Source organism: Streptomyces sp. NBC_01288, from assembly GCF_035982055.1.
Lineage (GTDB): Bacteria > Actinomycetota > Actinomycetes > Streptomycetales > Streptomycetaceae > Streptomyces.
On sequence record NZ_CP108427.1, the window covers coordinates 8,502,949 to 8,525,128 of the forward strand.

Genomic DNA, 22,180 nt, shown 5'->3' on the forward strand with positions numbered 1-22,180 from the left:
CCGTGGGAACCATTGAACTACCCCGCAGGTCAGGCCGTCATGCCAGGAACCCGCGCAGCAGCGCCGCCGTCCCCGCGCAGTGCTCGCGCATCATCTCCCGCGCCCCGTCCGCGTCCCCGTCGAGGACCGCCTCGACGAGCGCGATGTGCTGGCGCTGCGAGTGCTCCAGGTTGCGGACGAGGAGGGGGATGCAGTCGAGGAGATCGTTCACCGTGGCCCGTACGGCGGCGTACTGCGCGGTCAGGGTCGGGGAGCCGCACAGCTCGGCCAGGGTCAGGTGGAGCAGGGTGTCCAGGCGGCGGTAGTCGGCGAGCGGCGCGTCGTGCGTGCGGGCCAGGGCGTCGCGCAGGCGGCCCGCCTGTTCGTCGCTCAGGCCGTGGGTCGCGCACAGGCCCGTCGCGCCGACCTCCAGCACCTCCCGGAACCGCAGCACGTCCTCGATGTCGACCGCGCTGATCCGCCGCCGCAGCTCGTCCTCGCCGCCCGCGTCCGACTTCGGCAGCACGAACGTCCCGCCGTAGCGTCCGCGCCGCGACTCCACGAGGCCCTGGTCCTGCAGTACCTTCAGAACCTCGCGCAGCGTCACCCGACTGATCCCGAGCCGCTCGGCCAGTTCCCGCTCGGCCGGCAACCGTTCGCCCCCCGGCACCAGACCCAGCCGTACGACCTGCAGTATCTGTTCCAGCGCCTCTTCGAATCCGTTGCCCGCCCGCACCGGCCGCAGTACCGGGGTCAACCGGTCCTCAAGCCCGTTCTCCGCATCCAGCGACATATGGCGGCACCCCCTTCCCAAGCAATGGTTCTCCGCAATACCTTATGGCTTCCGGCTGACCGTAGAAGCCGAAGGAGGCTTTCCCGTGGCAGACCGCACACCCCCACTGGGCGTCGAGGAACTTCAACGCCTCGTCGCCAGTGGTGAGATCGACACTGTTGTCCTGGCCTTCCCCGACATGCAAGGGCGGCTCCAGGGCAAGCGGTTCGCCGCCCAGTTCTTCCTGGACGACGTGCTCCAGCACGGTACCGAGGGCTGCAACTACCTCCTCGCCGTCGACACCGAGATGAACACGGTCGACGGCTACGCCATGTCCTCGTGGGAGCGCGGTTACGGCGACTTCGCCATGCACCCGGACCTGTCCACCCTCCGTCGTGTGCCCTGGAACGCCGGCACCGCCCTGCTGATCGCCGACCTCGCCTGGAACGACGGATCGCCGGTGGTCGCCGCACCCCGCCAGATCCTGCGCCGCCAGCTGGAGCGCCTCGCCGAGCACGGTTTCACCGCGCAGGTCGGTACGGAGCTGGAGTTCATCGTGTTCAAGGACACGTACGAACAGGCCTGGGACGCGGGCTACAAGGGGCTCACACCGGCCAACCAGTACAACATCGACTATTCGGTGCTGGGGACCGGACGTATCGAGCCGTTGCTGCGCCGTATCCGCAACGAGATGACCGTCGCAGGCCTGACCGTCGAGTCCGCCAAGGGCGAGTGCAATCCGGGGCAGCACGAGATCGTCTTCCGCTACGACGACGCCCTCGTCACCTGCGACCAGCACGCCGTCTACAAGACCGGCGCCAAGGAGATCGCCTCCCAGGAAGGCGTCTCGCTCACCTTCATGGCGAAGTACAACGAGCGCGAGGGCAACTCCTGCCACATCCACCTCTCGCTCGCCGACGCCGACGGCGGCAACGCCATGGCGGGCACCTCGGACGACCCCGGCGGCATGTCGGAGGTCATGCGGTACTTCCTCGCCGGGCAACTCGCCGCGCTCCGCGACTTCTCGCTGCTCTACGCCCCGAACATCAACTCGTACAAGCGGTTCCAGCCGGGCTCCTTCGCGCCGACCGCCGTCGCCTGGGGGAACGACAACCGCACCTGCGCCCTCCGGGTCGTCGGCCACGGCCGCTCCATGCGCTTCGAGAACCGGCTGCCCGGCGGGGACGTCAATCCCCACCTGGCGGTGGCGGGGCTCGTCGCGGCCGGGCTCTACGGCATCGAGCACAAGCTGGAGCTGCCGGAGGCCTGTACGGGCAACGCCTACAGCGGCGGGTACGCGCACGTGCCCACCAATCTCCGCGAGGCCGCCGAGCTGTGGGAGAACAGCCCGATCGCCCAGGCCGCCTTCGGCGACGAGGTCGTCGCGCACTACCGCAACATGGCACGCGTCGAACTGGAAGCCTTCGACGCCGCCGTCACCGACTGGGAGCTGCGTCGCTCCTTCGAACGTCTGTGAGAGGTCCTTCGTTGTCCTACGAGCTTGAACTCCAGGTGCTCAACCCGGCCACCGAGGAGGTCGTCGCCACCGTCCCGGCCGCCACCGCGGCCGACGTGGACGCCGCCGTCGTACGCGCCACTCGGGCCCAGGCGAAGTGGGCGGCGCTCCCGCCCGCCGACCGGGCCCGGCTGCTGCGCCGCTTCGCGGTCGCCGTCGACGAACACCTCGAAGAACTGGCCCGGTTGGAGGTGCGCGAGGCCGGGCACACGGTCGGCAACGCCCGCTGGGAGGCCGGCAACGTCCGTGATCTGCTCGACTACGCGGCCGGGGGAGTGGAGCGGCTGACCGGCCGGCAGATCCCGGTCGCGGGCGGCCTCGACATCACGATCCTCGAACCGCTGGGCGTGGTGGGCGTGATCGCGCCCTGGAACTTCCCGATGCCGATCGCCGCGTGGGGCACCGCCCCGGCGCTCGCGGCCGGCAACGCGGTCATCCTCAAGCCGGCCGAGACCACCCCGCTCACCGCGCTCCGGCTGGCCGAACTCGCCCTGGAGGCAGGCCTTCCCGAGGGGCTCTTCCAGGTCCTTCCCGGCCACGGCCCGGTCGCGGGCACCGCGCTCGTCGAGCACCCGGGCGTCGCGAAGATCGTGTTCACGGGGTCGACGGCCGTGGGCAAACAGGTGTTGGCGAAGGGCTCGGCGCTCCTCAAGCGCGTCACCCTCGAACTCGGCGGCAAGAGCCCCAACATCGTCTTCGCCGACGCGGACATCGAGGCCGCGGCAGCCGCCACACCCATGTCCTTCCTCGACAACTCCGGCCAGGACTGCTGCGCCCGCACCCGCATCCTGGTCCAACGCTCCGTCTACGACCGGTTCCTGGAGCTCCTGACCCCGGCGATCGAGGGAGTGACGGTCGGTGACCCGGCCGACGAGACGACGGACATGGGCCCGCTGATCTCCAAGGTCCAGCTGGAGCGCGTCCGTTCGTACGTCACCGACGACCTGGCCGGCATTCGGGGCAAGACCCCCGAGGGTCCCGGTTTCTGGTTCCCGCCGACGGTGGTGACCGGCGTCGACCCGCACGCACGCGTGGCCGTCGAGGAGGTCTTCGGCCCCGTCGCCGTGGTGCTCCCCTTCGAGGACGAGGCGGAGGCGGTGGCGCTGGCCAACGCCACCGACTACGGTCTCTCCGGCTCCATCTGGACCCGGGACGTGGGCCGCGCGCTGCGCGTCTCGCAGGCCGTCCGGGCGGGCAACCTGTCCGTCAACTCCCATTCCAGCGTCCGCTATTGGACCCCCTTCGGCGGCTTCAAGCAGTCGGGGATCGGCCGCGAACTGGGCCCGGACGCGCTCACCGCCTTCACCGAAACCAAGAACGTCTTCATCAGCAACGTCTCCACCAGCAGCGTCTCTACCAGCACGGAGGGCCCCGCACAGTGACCTCAGAGATTGTTTGCCGACGTCTCGTCGGCCGTACCGCCGTCATCACCGGAGCCGGCAGCGGCATCGGTCTCGCCACCGCGCGCCGGCTCGCCTCCGAGGGCGCCAACGTCGTCTGCGGCGACATCGACGAGACCCACGGCAAGGCGGCGGCCGACGAGGTCGGCGGGCTGTTCGTGAAGGTCGACGTCACCGACCTCGAACAGGTCGAGGCGCTCTTCAAGACGGCCTTCGACACCTACGGCAGCGTCGACATCGCCTTCAACAACGCGGGCATCTCACCGCCGGACGACGACTCCATCCTCGACACGGGACTTGAGGCCTGGAAGCGCGTCCAGGACGTCAACCTCACGTCCGTGTACCTGTGTTGCAAGGCCGCGATCCCGTACATGCGGCGCCAGGGCAAGGGCTCCATCATCAACACGGCGTCGTTCGTGGCGAGGATGGGCGCGGCGACGTCGCAGATCTCGTACACCGCGTCCAAGGGCGGCGTCCTCGCCATGTCCCGTGAACTGGGCGTGCAGTTCGCCCGCGAGGGCATCCGCGTCAACGCGCTCTGCCCGGGACCGGTCAACACCCCGCTCCTGCGAGAGCTGTTCGCCAAGGACCCCGAGCGCGCCGCGCGCCGCCTGGTGCACATCCCGGTCGGCCGTTTCGCGGAGGCGACCGAGATCGCCGCGGCCGTGGCGTTCCTGGCGAGTGACGACTCGTCGTTCGTCAACGCCGCCGACTTCCTTGTGGACGGCGGGATTTCGGGGGCGTACGTCACGCCGATGTAAGCGCGGCACGAAGCGGCACGAATACGGCGACGGCGGCCCGGAACAACTTCCGGGCCGCCGTTTGTTTGTGACGTTCCGTCAATCCGTCACAGGAAGGTCATGCCCTCGCCGCGATACGTCGGCACGGTCGCCGTCACCGCGTCGCCCTCGATCAGGTGCAACGCGTCGAACCGCTCGCAGAGTTCACCGGCCTTGGCGTGGCGGAACCACACCTTGTCGCCGATGAGGAGATCGTCGGCGGGGGAGCCGAGCAGCGGCGTCTGCACCTCGCCGGGCCCTTCCTGGGGGTCGTAGCGCAGGCCCTCCGGGAGGTACGGCACCGGGAGGCGGTCGGGGCCGGCGGCGCCGGAGGCGGGGTAGCCGCCGCCGAGGACGGTGACGACGCCGACGCCCGGGCGCCGTACGACGGGCATGGCGAAGAGCGCGGACGGACGGCCGGTGAACGACGTGTAGTTGTCGAAGAGGCGCGGCACGTACAGCCCTGAACCGGCCGCGATCTCGGTCACCGCGTCCTCGGCCGCGGTGTGCTGCACACTGCCGGTGCCGCCGCCGTTGACGAACTCCAGGTCGGGCACAACCGCCCTTACCGCGCGCACCACTTCGGCACGCCGCTCGGCGAGTTCGCGCTTGGCGGTGGCCTGCATCAGCCGGATGGCGCGCGAGCGGAACGGCCGCCCGGCGATGGAGTCACCGACACCGGCGATGTGCCCTTCGTAGGCCATGATCCCGACGACCTTGAAGCCAGGGCGGCGGGACACCGTCCGTGCGATGTCGGCGAGTTGGGCGGGGGAGCGCAGCGGCGAACGGAGCGCGCCGATGCGGACCCGGCCGCCGAGCATCTTCAGTGAGGTGTCCAACTCCAGGCAGACACGGATGACTTCGGTGCCGCCGTCGCGTGAGTCGTCGATGAGTTTGAGCTGGGCCGGGTCGTCGATCATCACGGTGACGGCGGCGGCGAGCTTGGGGTCGTTGGCCAGTTCGCCGAAGGCGGCGTGGTCGGCGGAGGGGTAGGCGAGGAGGACGTCCTCGAACCCGGAGCGGGCGAGCCACAGCGACTCGGCGAGGGTGAAGGACATCAGGCCCGCGAAGCCGTCCCTGGCCAGGACGCGTTCGAGGAGCGTTCGACAGCGGACGGACTTGCTGGCGACGCGGACCGGCTTGCCGCCGGCCCGGCGGACGAGGTCGTCCGCGTTGGCATCGAAGGCGTCCAGGTCGACGATCGCGAGTGGGGCGTCGAGGTGGGCGGTGGCCCGGTCGTAACGGGCCCGGTCGGCGGCGCGCGCAGTCATGAACGCAGCCTGCCAGACAGGATTACCGCAGGGTAGGGGGACGTTCCGGGCAGATGCCCCGGGGGTGTGGACTGGTTCCCGTTCGCGCGGGGTCAACCCGTAGAGTGACGCGCACGCACGGAGGAAACGCCGCCGGTCGTTCGACCGCGCCCGGGATGGCGGTCCGCCGCTGCGGGTATGCGTGCTCGGGACGACTTCGATTTTGTGTCGTGCCGGGTGAGAGCGGGGTGGACGCCGGTCCGTATACGAGCACGGCAGGAGTACACCGGCCCGCGTACGGACAGCGGGCAGGCGTACATCGGCCCGCAGGCGAGCAGACGGTGGCCCGGGTACGAGGAAACGGGGGGTGCATGAGCACGGAAGCGCGACGCGCCCCCGGACCGGCGGGTTCGACGCCGCCGCACCGGCCGCCGGGCGTGACGGAATCGATGGGTTCGGGTTCGACGGGCTCGGGGCATCCCGTGAACTCGGCGAACGGGACGAACGGGACGAATTCGGGGAACGTGACGGACTCGGCGGGGCGGCCGACGGCCGACGAGGCAACGGGCGAGGACTTGGACCGACCGCATTCTGGTTCTGTGGGGGATTCGGGGGCGACCGCGTCAGGGGCCACTTCGGGTTCTGCTTCGGTTCCGGGCACGGGTTCTGTCAGTGGCCCGGCCCCGGGGTTCGCTTGGGGTCCGGGCTCCGGTTCCGGTCCGGCTTCGGGGATGGCTCCGGGTTCCGCTTCGAGGGGCGGGCAGGGGACGCCGGGTGGGCCGAACAGGCCTGGTGCGTCGAGTACTTCGAGTGCGTGGGACGCGTGGAGTGCGCCGGGGATGCCGGGTGTGTCGACGAACGGTGGGACGTCGGAACGGCGGCCTGCTTCGGGCGCCCACGCGCGCGGGCGACGGGTGGCGGGGGATGCGCCGCGACCGAGCGACGGTACGGGTACGGGTGTGTCGGGGTCGGGTAACTCGGGGGCTGGGCGAGAGCCGTTCGCGGCGGGTTCCGGTGCGGGTTCGGCGGGGAGCGGCGGTTCCAGTACGGGGTGGTGGGACCGCGGTGACGGTAGGCGTACGGCACCGCAGAACGGTGGGTCCGATGCCGACGCGGTGTTCCGGGGGAACGGGAACGGTCCCGATGCGCGAACGAGGGCTCAGGGCAACGGATTTGACGCTGGTGCGGTGTCTTCGAGTACGGGATCTTCGAGCAACGGCCCCGACCCTCGTACCGCGCCTCAGGGCAACGGCTCCGACGGCCGTGACGGGTCCTCCGACGGGCGGCCGCGTTTTCCCGGCCTTCGGCCTTTCTCACCCCATGCCATGGACCCCGTGAGCCCACCCCCTCCTCCAGCCTCGGCACGCTTCCCGGACACCCCGCCCGCGCCCGGCGGCGAGGCGTTCCGCACGAACGCCGAAACCGTCCCGCCCCGACCGCCTCAACGCCCTACGGCGGCGACAGGCGGTAACGAAGCGCTGTGGGAACCCGGTTCGGATGCGGCCAGCCCTTTCCGTCCGACCACACCGGCCGGCTCGGACAACCCGCCGCACCCTGCGAGCGAGGTCCCGCACCCGTCGTCCGACTGGCTTCGCCAGGATGCGACCGGGCCAGCGACACCTCCCCGCTCCGCTGTCCCGCCGCGCTCGGCGGGTGAGGCTCCGGGTGAGGCGTTCGATTGGTCGCGCGAGGATTCGGCTGGTTCGGGGGTGCTTTCAGCTCCGGGTGTTCCGTCGCGCGCTGCGGGCGAGGGCTCTGGTGGGTCGCCTGATCGGCTTCGTGATGCTCCGGGCCGCCCGGTAACGCCTCCTGGTTCCGCTGCTCCGTCGCGTCCTGCGGGTGAGGTTCCGCGTGAGGCGTTCGATTGGGCGCGTCAGGATTCGGCTGGTTCGGGGATGCCTCCTGCCCCGGGTGTTCCGCCGCGCGCTGCGGGCGAGGGTCCTGGTCAGTCGCCCGACCGGCTTCGCCATGTCCCCGGGCGCCCGGGAACGCCTACCAGCGACCCCACTCCGCCCGGTCCGGCGGGCGAGGCACCGCTTCAAGTGTCCGATCGGCTCGACCAGGACTCTGTTCGCCAGGCATCTCCTCCCGGTCCGGCGACTCCGCCGCGCCCCGAGGACGAGACGCCGCGTCAGTCGAATGACCCGCAGCGCCATGCCCCGACGCGGCCGAGAACATCTGCCGGCCCTGCCACCCCGTCCGATTCGGCGGCCGAGGCTTCGCGTGAGTCGTCGGACTCGCAGCGGTACGTCCCGACCCGTCCGGGGACATCTGCCGATGCGAGCACCCCGCCGCGCCCTGCGAACGAGGCGCATCCGTCGTCCGACCGACCTCGTCAGGATTCGCCCCGCTCGGCTACGCCTCCCGGGCCGGCGACTCCACCGCGCCCCGATGCCGAGCCTCCGCGTCAGTCGTCCGACCGTCAGCGCTATGTCCCCACCCGACCGGGAACATCCGCCGGTTCCACCACCCCGCCCGGTTCGGCGCCCGAGGTTCCGCCCCAGCCGTCCGACCGGGGGCTGGGCCAGGACTCCGCTCGCTCCGCGACGCCTCCCGCGCCGGCGACGCCGCCGCGTCCCGAGGGCGAGGCTCCGCGTCAGTCTTCCGACCGGCTGGGCCAGGATTCGAACAGCCCGGCAGCGCCACACGGCTCGGCGACTCCGAGGCGCCCACGTCGGTCGTCCGACCGGCTGGGCCGGGATTCCGCTCGCTCGGCGACGCCTCCCGCGCCGGTGACGCCGCCGCGTCCCGAGGGCGAGGCTCCGCGCCAGCCGTCTGACCAGCTGGGCCAGGATTCGAACAGTCCGGCAGCGCCATCCGGCCTGGCAACTCCGGGGCACCCACGTCGGTCGTCCGACCGGCTGGGCCAGGACTTCGCTCGCTCGGCGACGCCTCCCGCGCCGGTCACGCCGCCGCGTTCCGAGGGTGAGGCTCCGCGTCAGTCTTCCGATCGGCTGGGCCAGGACCCGAACAGTCCGGCAACGCCCTCCGCCCCGGCCGCTCCACCGCGTCCCGAGGCCGAGCTTCGGCGCCAGTCGTCCGACTGGATGGGTCAGGATTCCGCTCGCTCGGCAACGTCCTCCACCCCCGCCGCTCCGCCGCGTCCCGAGGCCGAGCCTCCAGGCGGGTCGCCCGACCGTCAGCGCTACGTCCCCACGCGCCCGGGAACGACTGCCGGTTCCGCCACCCCGCCCCGCCCCGCAGCCGAGCCCTCGCCCCAGCCGTCCGACCACCTCCGCCAGGACTCTTCTCGCCCGGCAACACCTCCCGGCCCCGCGACCACCCCGCCCCGCCCGACCATCGAGCCCCCGCACCAGGCACCCGACCGGCAGAGCCCCACCCTCACTCGCCCACCGGCTCCGCCCTCCAGCCCCGCCCCCGAGCCTTCCTCGGAGTCCACCGATCGGCTCCGGCCGGAAACCCCTTGGCGGGGCGAGTCGTTCACGGATCCCACCGGCGGCGCGCCCAGCCGTGGTGCCTGGTCGCCCTCCGGTGGCAACGCGCCCTGCCCCTCCGACACTCGGACGGCTGACGCCCACCCCGCCGCCCCGTACCCCTCCGCGTCCGCCGCACAGAGCTCCACCGTCGACGACACCGCCGCCTGGTCACCGACCGCCCCCCGTAAGCCAGTTGGGCCCGCCGCTGACGACACCGACGCCCGTGCGTGGTCAGCAACCGCTCCCAGCACGCCAGTTGGGCCCACCGTCGAGGACGCCACCGCCTGGTCACCGGCCGTACCCAGTGGCCCAGCCCCGGCCAGGCCCACCGCCGACGACACCCGTGCCTGGTCAACGGACGCCCTCAGCAAGCCCGTTGGCCCCACCCCCGAAAGCGCCGACACCCGATCCTGGCCGACCACCACCCCCGGCACCCCAGTCAGTCCCACCCCCGACCCCGCCTTTTCCTGGACCGAGTCGGTGCACCCCGGCGAAGGACGTCCGGTCGTGTCGTTCGGGGAACCCGAGGGATACGACGAGCGGGTGCGGCCGCGGCCGTTGGGGGCGCGGATACGGTCCCGGACCGCCGCCGTCGGCGTCTGTGTCGTGCTCGGTCTCGGGCTCATCGGCGGTGCGGTGACCGGGAGTTGGCTCACGGGAGATGACGGGGTGGACAGCGGCGCCACGTCCTTCGCCGCCGCCGGACAGTTGTGGCACAGCGTGCCTGTCGATCAGCTCTTCCCGCCCACCGTGCAGGGGCAGGGAGCCGGGCCCGGCGGCGCCGACCGTACGTGGACGCGGATCGCCGTCGCCCCGGACACCGGTTGTGCGAACGCCTTCGATCCGCTGCTGCGCGACGTCCTCGCCCCCATCGGCTGCCAGCGACTCCTGCGGGCCACCTACACCGACGCGACTCAGAGCTACGTCACCACGGTCGGCATCCTCTTCGCCAAGGGCGACCTCGCCGCGATGACCGCCCTCTCCACCCGGTTCAAGAACGAGAACCTCGGCAACCGCACCGACCTCATGCCCCGCCCGTACGCGGCCAAGGGCACCCTCGCCGACGCCTTCGGCGACAAGCAGCGGGCCTCGTGGACCGTCTCCGTCCTCACCGACGCCCCCGTCGTCGTCTACGCCGTCTCCGGCTGGGCGGACGGCCGTAAGGTCGACGCACCCGAACCCGCCGACAAGGCGGTCACGTCCGGCAGCACCGACGCCCCCGCCCAGGCCGGTCTCGGCAACGAGGCGCAGGGCCTCGCCGACCGCGTGGAGCGGAGCCTGCGCAAGACCGTCGACTCGCCCTCGGGGGCCTCAACGAGCTCGGAGAAGAAGACCTCATGAGCGTCACCGTCCGCCGGGCCGGTCTGCTGAGCGCCCTCCTGGCCGCCTCCCTCGCCCTGGTCCCGTCCACCGTCGCGCACGCCGACGGCATACGCGCCCAGGAATGGGCCCTGGACGCCATGCACACCCAAGATGCCTGGCAGACCACCAAGGGCAAGGGCATCACCGTCGCCGTCCTGGACACCGGCGTCGAGGCCGACCACCCCGACCTCACCGGCAACGTCCTCGCAGGCAAGGACATGGTCGGCTTCGGGGCCAAGCCGGGCGACCGCGCCTGGGCCCGCCACGGCACCGCGATGGCCGGCATCATCGCCGGCCACGGACACGGCCCCGGCGACACCGACGGAGTCATCGGCATCGCCCCCGAGGCCAAGATCCTCCCCGTCCGCGTGATCCTCGAAGACGGCGACTCCGCCCGCGGCAAGGCCCGCACCACCCGCGGCAACGCCCTTGCGGACGGCATCCGTTGGGCCGCCGACCACGGCGCCGACGTCATCAACCTCTCCCTCGGCGACGACTCCGCCTCCGCGCACCCCGAGCCCGCCGAGGACGAGGCCGTGCAGTACGCCCTGAAGAAGGGCGTCGCCGTCGTCGCCTCGGCCGGCAACGGCGGCGAGAAGGGCGACCACGTCTCCTACCCGGCCGCCTACCCGGGCGTGATCGCCGCGACCGCCGTGGACCGCTTCGGCACCCGCGCCTCCTTCTCCACCCGCCGCTGGTACGCCACGGTCAGCGCCCCCGGCGTCAACGTCGTCATCGCCGACCCCGACCACAAGTACTACGAGGGGTGGGGGACCAGCGCCGCGTCCGCCTTCGTGTCAGGGGCCGTCGCGCTGATCAAGGCGGCCCACCCGGGGCTGACCCCGGCCCAGATCAAGAAGCTCCTCGAAGACACCGCCCGCAACCCCCCGGCCGGCGGCCGCGACGACTCCCGCGGCTACGGCTTCATCGACCCCGCCGCCGCCATCAAGGCCGCGGCCGGCCTGAAGCCCACGGGCCTGACCTCCGCCGCCTACGGCAAGAAGTACTTCGGCTCGGGACCGGACGCAGCCCAGTCCGACAGCAGCACGTCCGACTGGGCGGGCCCGCTCGCGGGCAGCGTCGGCGGAGTCCTGTTGGTGGCCGCGGTCGTCCTGTGGCGCGGCCGACGCCGACGCCCCGAGGCCTTCTGAACGGTGAGGTGAGCAGGGGCAGTTGGCCAGAGTTAGCCACTCCCACCCCGGAACGGGCGAGCGGTCGTCAGTCCGTCGCGGACGCCGAAGCCGCCGTAGCCGAACCGCTGTTCTGACCGAACGCCGCGACCCCCGCCTTCGCCGCCGCCTCGATCAGGGAGATGCCCTTGGTCTGGGTCGTGCTGCCCTTCGACAGGACGGCGACCAGGTACGCGTCGCCGTCCGTGCCCGTCACCCGGCCGATGCTGTTGACGTCCCACAGACCGGTCGTGCTGCGCGCCAACCAGCCGTTCTTCAGCGCCCACTTGGAGCCGTCGGCCGCCGCAGACACCCCCCATTGCTGATCGGCCTCTATCTGCTTCATCAGCCCCTGGATGTACGACCGCGACGCCGAGCTGAGCTTAGAGTCGTCCCCGAACACCTGCTGAAGCAGGGCGAGTTGATCCGCTGCCGTGGTCTGGGTCAGCCCCCAGAGCGGGCCGGTGCCACCCGTGGTACCGGTCAGCCCGAACGTCTTGTTCGCCGCGTCGAGCCCGTCCGCCGTGCCGATGATGTCCCACAGGGCCGTCGCGGAGTTGTTGTCGCTGTTCTGGATCATCGTGGTGGCGTACGACTTCTCGGTCGCCGTCAGCTGCCGGCCCGCGTCCTGCGCCTGGAGCAGCAGCGTCGCCAGGATGTCGACCTTGACGATGCTCGCCGTGTCGAAGGCGGCGCCGCCGTACGTCGCGCTCTCGCCGGAGGTCAGATCGAGCACCGCCACCGACACCTTCTGGTCGCCGGTCGGAGTCACCGACCTCATCGCCTTGGCCAGCAGCGCGTCGTAGTCGACCGTCGGCTGCGTCACAGGTTCCACCGTCGCCTCCCGGCTGCCCGACGCCGAGGCCGACGGCGCCGCCGCCGACGATACGGCGCCCGAGTGCGCGTGTGCCTTCACGTACACGGTTCCTCCCGCCGTGACGCCCACGACGGCCACGGCGGCGAGGGCGATGTAGGGGAGCGGACGGCGCCGGGAGGAACGCGCGCGGTGGTGTCGGCGGGCGGCTCTGGAAGACTCCATGCCCGCGATGCTGGTGGCGGCGACTGTGCGACACGTGAGATGAAAGTTAGATGTCTGTCAACTGTGTCTGAGAAACGTGTGAAAGCTGTGTCCCCCGCGTTTCAGGACCCGCACAAGCCCTGCAGCATCCCCCCGATAGGGTCGGTCACCGTGGCGAACAAGAACATTCCCGACTCCGGCTACTCCGACGACGACGGCACGGCCGACCCCGCACTGAGCGCGGCGCTCGCCGCCTGGGCCGAGGACCGCACCGCCGTGGGACCCGTCCTGGCGGCCCTCAAGGGCGCCCGCCTGCTCGTGCCCGTGGTGGCCGTGCTCGGCGAGGTCGAGGAGGACAGTGAGGAGGGGCGCGAAGCTCCTTGGAAGGGTGGTGGTGGGAGACGGGAGGGCGGGCTGCGCCGCGAGAAGACCAGCGACATGGCCGTGCCGACTCTGAAGGCCGGCGGCCGGACCGCGCTGCCCGCCTTCACGTCCACCGACTCGCTGGCCCGCTGGGACCCGGCGGCCCGACCCGTGGCCGTACCCCTGCACCAGGCACTCCAGGCCGCCGTGCACGAGAAGGCGGACACGATCGTGCTGGACCTGGCCGGGCCCGTGCCGTACGAGCTGAGCGGGTCCGCGCTGCTCGCGGTGGCGGAGGGGCGGACGACCGCCGATCCGCTCACCGATCCGGCGGTGGTCGAGGCCGTACGGACCGCCGTCGCCGCCGAGCCCGCCGTACTGCGTGCGCACCTCGGGCCGGGACAGGCCGACGGCACCCTCGCGCTCGTGCTCGACCCGGCCGCGCCCGCCGCCGAGGCCGCCCGCGCGGTGGCCCGTCGTCTCGCCGACGACGAGACGCTGAGGGCCCGCCTGGTGCGCGGCCTCGACCTGGCACTGCTGCCGGCCGGGGCGACGCCTCCGGGCGAGCCCTTGTACGTACGTATGGGGTGAGCTGCTAGCCGTAGATCGGGCCCGTGTACTTCTCGCCCGGGCCCTGGCCCGGCTCGTCGCGGACGAGGGACGCCTCGCGGAAGGCCAGCTGGAGGGACTTCAGTCCGTCGCGCAGCGGGGCCGCGTGGAACGAGCTGATCTCGGTCGCGCTCGCGTCGAGGAGGCCGGCCAGGGCGGTGACCAGCTTGCGGGCCTCGTCCAGGTCCTTGTACTTGTCGCCCTCCTCGGTCAGACCCAGCTTCACGGCGGCGGCGCTCATCAGATTCACGGCGACCGTCACGATCACCTCGACCGCCGGGACCTCCGCGATGTCGCGGGCCATGGCGTCGAAGTCGGGGGCGTCAACATTGGTGGACTCGGGAGGCGTGTCACTCATGCCCCACACGATAGGGCCCGGTGTACGGCGGTTCGCACCACCCTCGGGGAGCTGCTAACCTTGTGTGATGACCGGCCAGGCACCGTGGTGCCCGGCCAACAAGTGGAGGCTCCGATCTCCCACCTGACTGTCCTCACGGACGGCGGGTCACCCCGGTCAGGCGGTCACCATCGTTCCGTACGGACGATGGAGTCGCCCGAAAGTGCGCCCCGCGATCATCGCGGCGGTGCTCCGGCAGTGTTTTGGAGCCCCGTCTTGTGATCGTCCGGGGCATTTTTTGTGTTCCGGCGCGGTTAGGTCTGTCTACCGAAGACAAGCGCGGCCGTCCGCCAGATGGCCGTGTGGTGCTAACCGAGGAGGATCCATCAGCACCGAGCCCCGTATCAACGACCGGATTCGCGTTCCCGAAGTGCGACTTGTCGGTCCGAGCGGCGAGCAGGTCGGAATTGTTCCGCTTGCCAAGGCCCTTGAGCTTGCGCAGGAGTACGACCTGGACCTGGTCGAGGTTGCGGCGAGTGCACGTCCGCCGGTCTGCAAGCTCATGGACTACGGGAAGTTCAAGTACGAGTCGGCCATGAAGGCCCGTGAGGCGCGCAAGAACCAGGCGCACACGGTCATCAAGGAGATGAAGCTCCGGCCGAAGATCGACCCGCACGACTATGACACCAAGAAGGGTCACGTCGTCCGGTTCCTGAAGCAGGGCGACAAGGTCAAGATCACGATCATGTTCCGTGGTCGCGAGCAGTCCCGGCCGGAACTCGGCTACCGACTGCTTCAGCGTCTCGCCACGGATGTCGAGGACCTCGGGTTCATCGAGTCGAACCCGAAGCAGGACGGCCGAAACATGATCATGGTTCTCGGCCCGCACAAGAAGAAGACCGAGGCGATGGCCGAGGCCCGTGAGGCCCAGGCTGTCCGCAAGGCGGAAGCGAAGGCCAACCCGGGCAAGTCGCAGAACGCCGCGGAGTCCGAGTTCGACGACGAGGACAGCGTCAACGAGGACAGCGTCAGCGAGGAGATCGTTGACGAGGACCACGTCGACGAGGTCGAGACCGTCGAGGCCCCGGCCGAGGCTCGCGCCGACGCCTGATCCCCGGACGCCAGTCCAGGGATGTAACCGATACAAGAGCGACGCTCCACCTGTGCCCGGTTTCACGACCGGGCACCGGAGCGCCACCGACGAGGAGATACGGCGCTATGCCGAAGAACAAGTCGCACAGCGGTGCCAGCAAGCGCTTCAAGATCACCGGCTCCGGCAAGGTGCTCCGCGAGCGTGCCGGCAAGCGCCACCTGCTCGAGCACAAGTCGTCCCGTGTGACGCGTCGCCTCACCGGCAACGCCGAGATGGCCCCGGGCGACGCCAAGAAGATCAAGAAGCTTCTCGGCAAGTGACGTACGCGGCGCTCCGGTTGAGCGCCGTACGTCTGGACCGGGACCCCATCGATTCCGGGCCGTGTGAGTCCAACCACGGCCCCGCTACAAGGAGTTAAACAAGTGGCACGCGTCAAGCGGGCAGTCAACGCCCACAAGAAGCGCCGGGCGATCCTCGAGGCCGCCAAGGGCTACCGCGGTCAGCGTTCGCGCCTGTACCGCAAGGCCAAGGAGCAGGTCACCCACTCTCTGGTCTACAACTACAACGACCGCAAGAAGCGCAAGGGCGACTTCCGTCGGCTGTGGATCCAGCGCATCAACGCCGCTGCCCGCGCCAACGGCATCACCTACAACCGCTTCATCCAGGGTCTGAACGCGGCCAACATCGAGGTCGACCGCAAGATCCTCGCGGAGCTGGCCGTCAACGACGCCGGTGCGTTCGCCGCGCTGGTCGAGGTTGCGCAGAAGGCCCTGCCGAGCGACGTCAACGCGCCCAAGGCCGCGTGAATTTGGCTTTCGCCGTGAGTTGAGGGACCCGCAGGTTTTCAGGCCTGCGGGTTCTTTGCTGTCAACCCCGGTTCGGTAGTTGGTCGGGTGCGGGCCGTCCGTGGCTGGTCGCGCAGTTCCCCGCGCCCCTAAAAAACACGGTCGGCCTGAGATTGAAGGTGAAGCGGAGTATGTCCCCGAACGGTCCCGAGCTTATTTCTCCCCGGTCCTCCCGTGTAGCCGCCGCTCGGCGGCTTGAGCGGCGGAACTTTCGGAGCAAGGAGCGGCTGTTTCTTGCCGAGGGTCCGCAAGCCGTGCGGGAGGCAGCGGGATACAAGGACACGCTCGTCGAACTGTTCGCCACTGTTGAAGCCGCCGAGCGGTACACCGACATCGTCGGTGAGGCCCGTGACGCCGGTGCGCGCGTGCACCTTGCGGATGAGCAGGTCATCGCCGATATCTCTACGACCGTCACTCCGCAGGGGCTCGTCGGGGTGTGCCGATTTCTCGACACTCCCTTCGAGGAGATCCTCAAGGGGCGGCCCAAGCTCGTGGCCGTGCTGGCGAACGTGCGGGATCCCGGGAACGCCGGCACCGTTCTGCGGTGTGCGGATGCCGCCGGGGCCGAGGCCGTCGTACTGACCGACGCTTCTGTGGATCTGTACAACCCCAAGGCCGTTCGGGCCTCCGTGGGGTCTCTGTTTCATCTGCCCGTCGCTGTCGGGGTACCCGTTGAGCAGGCTGTGGCCGGGCTCAAGGGGATCGGGGTGCGGATTCTCGCCGCCGACGGGGCCGGGACCGACGACCTCGACGACGAGCTGGATCAGGGGACCATGGGTGGGCCCACCGCCTGGGTGTTCGGGAACGAGGCGTGGGGGCTTCCGGAGGAGACCCGGGTGCTCGCGGACGCCGTTGTGCGGGTTCCGATCCACGGGAAGGCCGAGAGCCTGAACCTCGCCACCGCCGCCGCCGTATGTCTGTATGCGTCGGCGCGTGCACAGCGCGCCTCCGGAGGGTGCCGCTCTGTCACCGGCAGCTAGTAGGGTGACCAGCTCGGGGGCCACCTGCGCCGTATGAGAAGAGGTGGGGTACGGGGATGACTGTCGGCACGAGCAGCGCGCCGGGAGCACGGGGTGTGCCCCGGCCGTCCGAGGCCCGGCACGACGACCTCGGCATCGACCCCGACGAGCTGGCCGACGGACTGGTCATCGCCGACGAGCACGGTCATGTCGTCTGCTTCAACGCCGCCGCCGAGCGCATCACCTCCGTCGCCGCCTCCGACGCTCTCGGGCAGCGGCTGGAGAAGGCCCTTCCGTTAGAGGATCTTGAGGGGCGCCGCTGGTGGCAACTGACCGATCCCTATGGTGGGTTGGCCATTCGGGTGCGGCAGCCCGAGCGCAATCTGCTGCTGCCCGGTGGTCATGAAGTCCTCGTCACCGCGCGTTATGTCCGTGCGGAACCCCTCGGCCCGGTCCGGCGCGTCGTCGTCTCCCTGCGCGACACCGAGGCTCGGCGTCGCACCGAGCGCAGCCATGCCGAGCTGATCGCCACCGTCGCGCACGAGCTGCGTTCTCCGCTCACCTCCGTCAAGGGGTTCACCGCGACCCTGCTCGCCAAGTGGGAGCGTTTCACCGACGACCAGAAGCGGCTGATGCTGGAGACCGTCGACGCCGACGCCAACCGCGTCACCCGGCTCATCGCCGAGCTGCTCGACATCTCCCGCATCGACTCCGGGCGGCTGGAGCTACGCCGCCAGCCGGTCGACATGGGCGCGGCCGTCGGCCGTCACATCCAGGCGTATGTCGCCGCGGGCCAGACCGCCGACCGGTTCCTGCTCCGCGTCGAGCAGCCGCTGCCCGACCTGTGGGCCGACCCCGACAAGGTCGACCAGGTGTTGAGCAACCTGCTGGAAAATGCGGTGCGGCACGGCGAGGGAACCGTCACTATCGACGTCACGGCCTCGGCCTCCCCCCGGGAAGGGGAGGAGACCGGCACCTCGGTGACGGTGAGCGACGAGGGCCCAGGCATCCCGGAGGAGTCCATGAACCGCGTCTTCACCCGCTTCTGGCGGGGCAGCAAGCGCGGCGGCACCGGTCTCGGGCTGTACATCGTCAAGGGCATCGTCGAGGCCCACGGAGGCACCATCACGGTCGGCCGCGCCCCCGGCGGCGGCGCCGAGTTCCGATTTATGTTGCCCGTGGGCACCCCGGCGTATCTGCAGTAGCCCTGCCGCAGCCGCCGACGAGGGCCCACGGGCGATGTCACCTGCCCCACCCCCGTTAGACTCGGCCTTTGGCACCTTCGCGTCCCCGTTTCAGGGACGACGACGCGTCCCCCGAGTCGAGTCGGGACGGGGACCATCCGCCAGCCAACCGGAAGCACGGGAAGAGATGTCGGCACCGAATAAGTCGTACGACCCTGTAGAGGTCGAGGCCTTGAAACCGGAAGAGATCGAGCGCATGCGGGACGAGGCGCTCGCCGCCTTCGCCGCCGCCGGTGACCTCGACGCGCTCCAGGAGGCCAAGGTCGCCCACACCGGCGGCACCTCCCCGCTCGCCCTCGCCAACCGCGAGATCGGCGCGCTGCCCCCGCAGGCCAAGGCCGCGGCCGGCAAGCTCGTCGGCCAGGCCCGGGGTGCGGTGAACAAGGCCCTCGCCGCCCGCCAGGCCGAGTTGGAGGCCGACCGCGACGCCCGCGTCCTGGTCGAGGAGGCGGTGGACGTCACGCTGCCGTACGACCGCGTCCCGGCCGGCGCCCGGCACCCGCTCACCACGTTCATGGAGCGCGTCGCCGACGTCTTCGTGTCCATGGGGTACGAGATCGCCGAGGGCCCCGAGGTCGAGGCGGAGTGGTTCAACTTCGACGCCCTGAACTTCACCCCGGACCACCCGGCCCGGCAGATGCAGGACACCTTCTTCGTCCAGGGCCCCAAGGCTGCATCTGATAGCGGCTCCGCCGCGGGCTCGGGCGACGAGTCCGGCGTCGTGCTGCGGACGCACACGTCCCCCGTGCAGGCCCGCGCCATGCTGGACCGTGAGCCGCCGGTCTACATCGTGTGCCCCGGCCGCGTGTACCGCACGGACGAGCTGGACGCCACGCACACCCCGGTCTTCCACCAGATCGAGCTCCTCGCCATCGACGAGGGCCTCACCATGGCCGACCTCAAGGGCACCCTCGACCACATGGTCCAGTCGCTCTTCGGCGCGGAGATGAAGACCCGGCTGCGGCCGAACTACTTCCCCTTCACCGAGCCGTCCGCCGAGATGGACATGCTCTGCTACGTCTGCAAGGGCGAGTCCGTCGGCAACCCCGACCGCCCCTGCCGTACCTGCTCCTCCGAGGGCTGGATCGAGCTGGGCGGCTGCGGCATGGTCAACCCCCGTGTCCTCGTGGCCTGCGGTGTGGACCCGGAGAAGTACAGCGGATTCGCCTTCGGGTTCGGCATCGAGCGGATGCTGATGTTCCGCCACAACGTCGAAGACATGCGAGACATCGTCGAGGGCGACGTCCGGTTCACCCGGCCGTTCGGGATGGAGATCTGATGCGCGTCCCGCTTTCTTGGCTGCGGGAGTACGTCGACCTGCCGGCGACGGAGACCGGCCGCGACGTCCAGGCCAAGCTCATTTCCGTCGGCCTTGAGGTGGAGACCGTCGAGCAGGTCGGCGACGGCGTCAAGGGCCCGCTCGTCGTCGGCAAGGTCCTCACGATCGAGGAGCTGGAGGGCTTCAAGAAGCCCATCCGCTTCTGCACGGTCGACGTCGGCCAGGCCAACGGCACCGGTGAGCCCCAGGAGATCGTCTGTGGCGCCCGCAACTTCGCCGTCGGCGACAAGGCCGTCGTGGTCCTCCCCGGCGCGGTCCTGCCCGGCGACTTCGCGATCGCCGCGCGCAAGACGTACGGCAAGACCTCGCACGGCATGATCTGCTCCGGCGACGAGCTGGGCATGGGCGACGACGGCTCGCACGGCATCATCGTGCTGCCGCCCGAGCACGAGGTCGGCACCGACGCGATCGAGCTGCTCCAGCTCGTCGACGAGGTCCTCGACATCGCCGTCACCCCCGACCGCGGCTACGCCCTGTCGATCCGCGGCGTCGCCCGCGAGACCGCCACCGCCTACGGCCTCCCGCTGCGCGACCCGGCCCTGCTGGACGTGCCGCAGCCGAACGCCTTCGGCTACCCGGTCCAGGTCTCCGACCCGATGGGCTGCGACCGTTTCACCGCCCGCACGGTGACCGGCCTCGACCCCGACGCCCGCTCCCCGCTCTGGCTCACCCGCCGCCTCCAGAAGGCGGGCATGCGCCCGATCTCGCTCGCCGTCGACATCACCAACTACGTGATGCTGGAACTGGGCCAGCCCCTGCACGCCTACGACCGTTCCCGCGTCCAGGGTCCGATCGGCGTGCGCCGGGCCACCCAGGGCGAGAAGCTCACCACCCTCGACGGCGCCAAGCGCACGCTGGACGCCGAGGACCTGGTGATCACCGACGACCGGGGCCCCATCGGTCTCGCGGGCGTCATGGGCGGCGCCAACACGGAGATCGACGACACCGAGGGCACCACCACCGAGGTCGTCGTCGAGGCCGCGCACTTCGACGCGCTCTCCATCTCGCGTACGGCCCGCCGCCACAAGCTGGCCTCCGAGGCGTCCAAGCGCTTCGAGCGCGGCGTCGACCCGCAGGCCGCCTCCGCCGCCGCGCAGCGCACGGTCGACCTCCTGGTCCTCCTCGCGGGCGGCACGGCGGACGCGGGCGTCACCGAGGTCATCGCCCCGTCGGCCCCGCACACCATCGCCATCCCGGCGGACCACCCGGACAAGGTCGCGGGTGTCGCCTACGGCCGCGAGACCGTCGTGCGGCGTCTCCAGGAGGTCGGCTGCGACGTGTACGGGCAGGACGAGCTGATCGTCACCGTCCCGTCCTGGCGCCCCGACCTCACCGACCCGAACGACCTGGCCGAAGAGGTCATCCGCCTGGAGGGCTACGAGAACCTGCCCTCCACGCTCCCCAAGCCCCCCGCGGGCCGGGGCCTCACCGACCGGCAGCGGCTGCACCGCCGCATCGGCCGCGCGCTGGCCGGTGCCGGTTACGTCGAGGCGCCGAACTACCCCTTCATCGGCGAGCACGTCTTCGACCAGTTCGGCCTGACCGCCGACGACCCGAACCGCAAGGTCGTCAAGCTGGTCAACCCGCTCTCCGACGAGGAGCCCGCGCTTCGTACGACGCTGCTGCCGGGCCTGCTCGGTGCGCTGCGCCGGAACGACGGTCGGGGCTCGCACGACCTCGCGCTGTTCGAGACCGGGCTGGTCTTCCACCCGCGTGAAGAGCTGAAGATCGCGGTACGGCTGCCTGTCGACCGGCGTCCCACCGACGAGGAGATCGCTTCTCTCACCGAGGCGCTGCCCGTCCAGCCCCGGCATGCCGCCGTCGTCCTCGCGGGCGCACGGGAGCAGGCCGGTTGGTGGGGCAAGGGGCGTCCGTCCGACTGGGCCGACGCGGTCGAGGCGGCGCGGGTGCTTGCGCGTGAGGCCGGGACCGAACTCGTCGTGCGGGGTGGGCAGTACGGGCCCTGGCACCCGGGGCGCTGCGCGGAACTCGCGGTTGTCGTCGAGGGTGTTGAGCAAGTCATCGGGTACGCGGGGGAGTTGCACCCCGGTGTGCTGAAGACGCTGGGGCTGCCCGCGCGTACCAGTGCGATGGAACTCGACCTGGATGTCCTTGAGTTGGCGTCTTCGGGGGTTCCCAAGGGGCCGAAGATCTCCACGTTCCCTGTTGCCACGCAGGATGTCGCGCTCGTTGTCGATGTGGCTGTGCCGCATGCGGGTGTCGAGGCCGCGTTGCGTGAGGGGGCGGGTGAACTGCTGGAGTCGATCCGGTTGTTCGACGTCTACGAGAATGCCGCGCAGTTGGGCGAGGGCAAGAAGTCGCTCGCCTATGCGTTGCGGTTCCGGGCGGCTGATCGGACGTTGACTGTCGATGAGGCGTCTGCGGCTCGGGATGCGGCGGTGGCGTTGGCCGCTGAGCTGACCGGGGCTGTGCTGCGGGGTTAGTTCGCCGTCGGGGTGGGGGACTGTGCGTTGTTTGGCGGCTGCGGGTTCGTCGTGGCTGGTCGCGCAGTTCCCCGCGCCCCTAAAAGGGGCGCCCCCCTGGCCTGTGTTTTTAAGGCCTCATCTGCATAAATGCGCGTGTCTCATCTCGGCTCACTCGTTCGGGTGAGAAGTTCGGGTGATGTGGCCCGATCGGGGCATGTGGTCGACAGAATCGGACCGGCCTTTCGGGGTCGGTCCGATTGCGCTGTCGGGGCCTATTTGGGGG

The 22,180-nt window shown here is 70.6% G+C and carries 16 protein-coding genes and 1 pseudogene; 13 read left to right on the top strand and 4 right to left on the bottom strand.

The window, feature by feature from the left end; genetic code table 11:
* Window positions 1-37 precede the first annotated feature (37 nt).
* Window positions 38-772, bottom strand: a complete 735-nt coding sequence (locus OG194_RS38255) for a FadR/GntR family transcriptional regulator (protein ID WP_327405317.1) — start codon at window positions 770-772, stop codon at window positions 38-40.
* An 85-nt stretch (window positions 773-857) separates the two neighbouring features.
* Between OG194_RS38255 and OG194_RS38260 the strand changes: the two genes are divergently transcribed.
* Genes OG194_RS38260 through OG194_RS38270 form a run of 3 tightly spaced genes read left to right on the top strand, consistent with a single transcriptional unit; the run spans window position 858 to window position 4,428 of the window.
* A complete protein-coding gene (locus OG194_RS38260) occupies window positions 858-2,228 on the top strand; it encodes a glutamine synthetase family protein (protein WP_327405318.1) in 1,371 nt (456 codons plus the stop codon).
* Between the two features lie 11 nt (window positions 2,229-2,239).
* Window positions 2,240-3,649: an aldehyde dehydrogenase family protein gene (locus tag OG194_RS38265; RefSeq protein WP_327405319.1), complete on the top strand. Its 1,410-nt coding sequence runs from the start codon at window positions 2,240-2,242 to the stop codon at window positions 3,647-3,649.
* Window positions 3,646-4,428 (top strand): 3-oxoacyl-ACP reductase, encoded by a 783-nt coding sequence (locus OG194_RS38270; RefSeq protein WP_327405320.1) that lies wholly within the window; start codon window positions 3,646-3,648, stop codon window positions 4,426-4,428. Before OG194_RS38265 ends, OG194_RS38270 begins: the two co-directional genes overlap by 4 nt.
* Window positions 4,429-4,514: 86 nt before the next feature.
* On the opposite strand, the gene OG194_RS38275 is transcribed toward OG194_RS38270, so the two are convergent.
* Entirely contained in the window at window positions 4,515-5,717 is a 1,203-nt protein-coding gene (locus OG194_RS38275; RefSeq protein ID WP_327405321.1) for an amino acid deaminase/aldolase, read from the bottom strand.
* A gap of 3,923 nt (window positions 5,718-9,640) precedes the next feature.
* Between OG194_RS38275 and OG194_RS38280 the strand changes: the two genes are divergently transcribed.
* Window positions 9,641-10,474, top strand: coding sequence for a hypothetical protein (locus tag OG194_RS38280; RefSeq protein ID WP_327405322.1), 834 nt, complete (start codon window positions 9,641-9,643; stop codon window positions 10,472-10,474).
* On the top strand, window positions 10,471-11,646 hold the full coding sequence (mycP, locus tag OG194_RS38285) for a type VII secretion-associated serine protease mycosin (RefSeq protein ID WP_327405323.1): 1,176 nt from the start codon (window positions 10,471-10,473) through the stop codon (window positions 11,644-11,646). Before OG194_RS38280 ends, mycP begins: the two co-directional genes overlap by 4 nt.
* A gap of 67 nt (window positions 11,647-11,713) precedes the next feature.
* Here mycP and OG194_RS38290 read toward each other — a convergent pair whose 3' ends face one another.
* Window positions 11,714-12,703, bottom strand: coding sequence for a serine hydrolase (locus tag OG194_RS38290; protein WP_327405324.1), 990 nt, complete (start codon window positions 12,701-12,703; stop codon window positions 11,714-11,716).
* Window positions 12,704-12,853: 150 nt separating this feature from the next.
* On the opposite strand from OG194_RS38290, the gene OG194_RS38295 reads away from it, so the two are divergent.
* Entirely contained in the window at window positions 12,854-13,636 is a 783-nt protein-coding gene (locus OG194_RS38295) for an SseB family protein (RefSeq protein ID WP_327405325.1), read from the top strand.
* Window positions 13,637-13,640: 4 nt separating this feature from the next.
* Here the strand turns inward: OG194_RS38295 and OG194_RS38300 are convergent, their stop codons facing one another.
* Window positions 13,641-14,012, bottom strand: a complete 372-nt coding sequence (locus OG194_RS38300; RefSeq protein ID WP_019065475.1) for a DUF1844 domain-containing protein — start codon at window positions 14,010-14,012, stop codon at window positions 13,641-13,643.
* A gap of 339 nt (window positions 14,013-14,351) precedes the next feature.
* Here OG194_RS38300 and infC point away from each other — a divergent pair.
* The 7 genes and pseudogenes from infC (at window position 14,352) to pheT (ending at window position 21,915) form a co-directional block, all read left to right on the top strand.
* Window positions 14,352-15,102 (top strand): annotated as a pseudogene (gene infC, locus OG194_RS38305) (translation initiation factor IF-3).
* Between the two features lie 107 nt (window positions 15,103-15,209).
* The gene (gene rpmI / locus OG194_RS38310) at window positions 15,210-15,404 is read left to right on the top strand and encodes a 50S ribosomal protein L35 (RefSeq protein ID WP_019065473.1); all 195 of its coding nucleotides are present in this window, start codon (window positions 15,210-15,212) and stop codon (window positions 15,402-15,404) included.
* Between the two features lie 102 nt (window positions 15,405-15,506).
* Window positions 15,507-15,890, top strand: a complete 384-nt coding sequence (gene rplT, locus OG194_RS38315) for a 50S ribosomal protein L20 (RefSeq protein WP_019065472.1) — start codon at window positions 15,507-15,509, stop codon at window positions 15,888-15,890.
* 170 nt (window positions 15,891-16,060) lie between these two features.
* On the top strand, window positions 16,061-16,909 hold the full coding sequence (locus OG194_RS38320; protein WP_327405326.1) for a TrmH family RNA methyltransferase: 849 nt from the start codon (window positions 16,061-16,063) through the stop codon (window positions 16,907-16,909).
* Between the two features lie 56 nt (window positions 16,910-16,965).
* Window positions 16,966-18,093, top strand: coding sequence for a sensor histidine kinase (locus OG194_RS38325; RefSeq protein WP_327405327.1), 1,128 nt, complete (start codon window positions 16,966-16,968; stop codon window positions 18,091-18,093).
* A gap of 166 nt (window positions 18,094-18,259) precedes the next feature.
* Window positions 18,260-19,411, top strand: a complete 1,152-nt coding sequence (gene pheS / locus OG194_RS38330; protein WP_327405328.1) for a phenylalanine--tRNA ligase subunit alpha — start codon at window positions 18,260-18,262, stop codon at window positions 19,409-19,411.
* Complete coding sequence (gene pheT, locus OG194_RS38335; RefSeq protein WP_327405329.1) at window positions 19,411-21,915, top strand: phenylalanine--tRNA ligase subunit beta; 2,505 nt, start codon at window positions 19,411-19,413, stop codon at window positions 21,913-21,915. The genes pheS and pheT overlap by 1 nt, the downstream gene beginning before the upstream one ends.
* Window positions 21,916-22,180: the final 265 nt, after the last annotated feature.

What these genes read in the sequence shown, in the direction of transcription:
- OG194_RS38320 (WP_327405326.1), top strand. Translation starts at nt 16,061, where the DNA reads ATGTCCCCGAACGGTCCCGAGCTTATTTCTCCCCGGTCCTCCCGTGTA.
- OG194_RS38325 (WP_327405327.1), top strand. Translation starts at nt 16,966, where the DNA reads ATGACTGTCGGCACGAGCAGCGCGCCGGGAGCACGGGGTGTGCCCCGG.
- OG194_RS38290 (WP_327405324.1), bottom strand. Translation starts at nt 12,703, where the DNA reads ATGGAGTCTTCCAGAGCCGCCCGCCGACACCACCGCGCGCGTTCCTCC.
- rpmI (WP_019065473.1), top strand. Translation starts at nt 15,210, where the DNA reads ATGCCGAAGAACAAGTCGCACAGCGGTGCCAGCAAGCGCTTCAAGATC.
- pheS (WP_327405328.1), top strand. Translation starts at nt 18,260, where the DNA reads ATGTCGGCACCGAATAAGTCGTACGACCCTGTAGAGGTCGAGGCCTTG.
- OG194_RS38300 (WP_019065475.1), bottom strand. Translation starts at nt 14,012, where the DNA reads ATGAGTGACACGCCTCCCGAGTCCACCAATGTTGACGCCCCCGACTTC.
- pheT (WP_327405329.1), top strand. Translation starts at nt 19,411, where the DNA reads ATGCGCGTCCCGCTTTCTTGGCTGCGGGAGTACGTCGACCTGCCGGCG.
- OG194_RS38255 (WP_327405317.1), bottom strand. Translation starts at nt 772, where the DNA reads ATGTCGCTGGATGCGGAGAACGGGCTTGAGGACCGGTTGACCCCGGTA.
- mycP (WP_327405323.1), top strand. Translation starts at nt 10,471, where the DNA reads ATGAGCGTCACCGTCCGCCGGGCCGGTCTGCTGAGCGCCCTCCTGGCC.
- OG194_RS38275 (WP_327405321.1), bottom strand. Translation starts at nt 5,717, where the DNA reads ATGACTGCGCGCGCCGCCGACCGGGCCCGTTACGACCGGGCCACCGCC.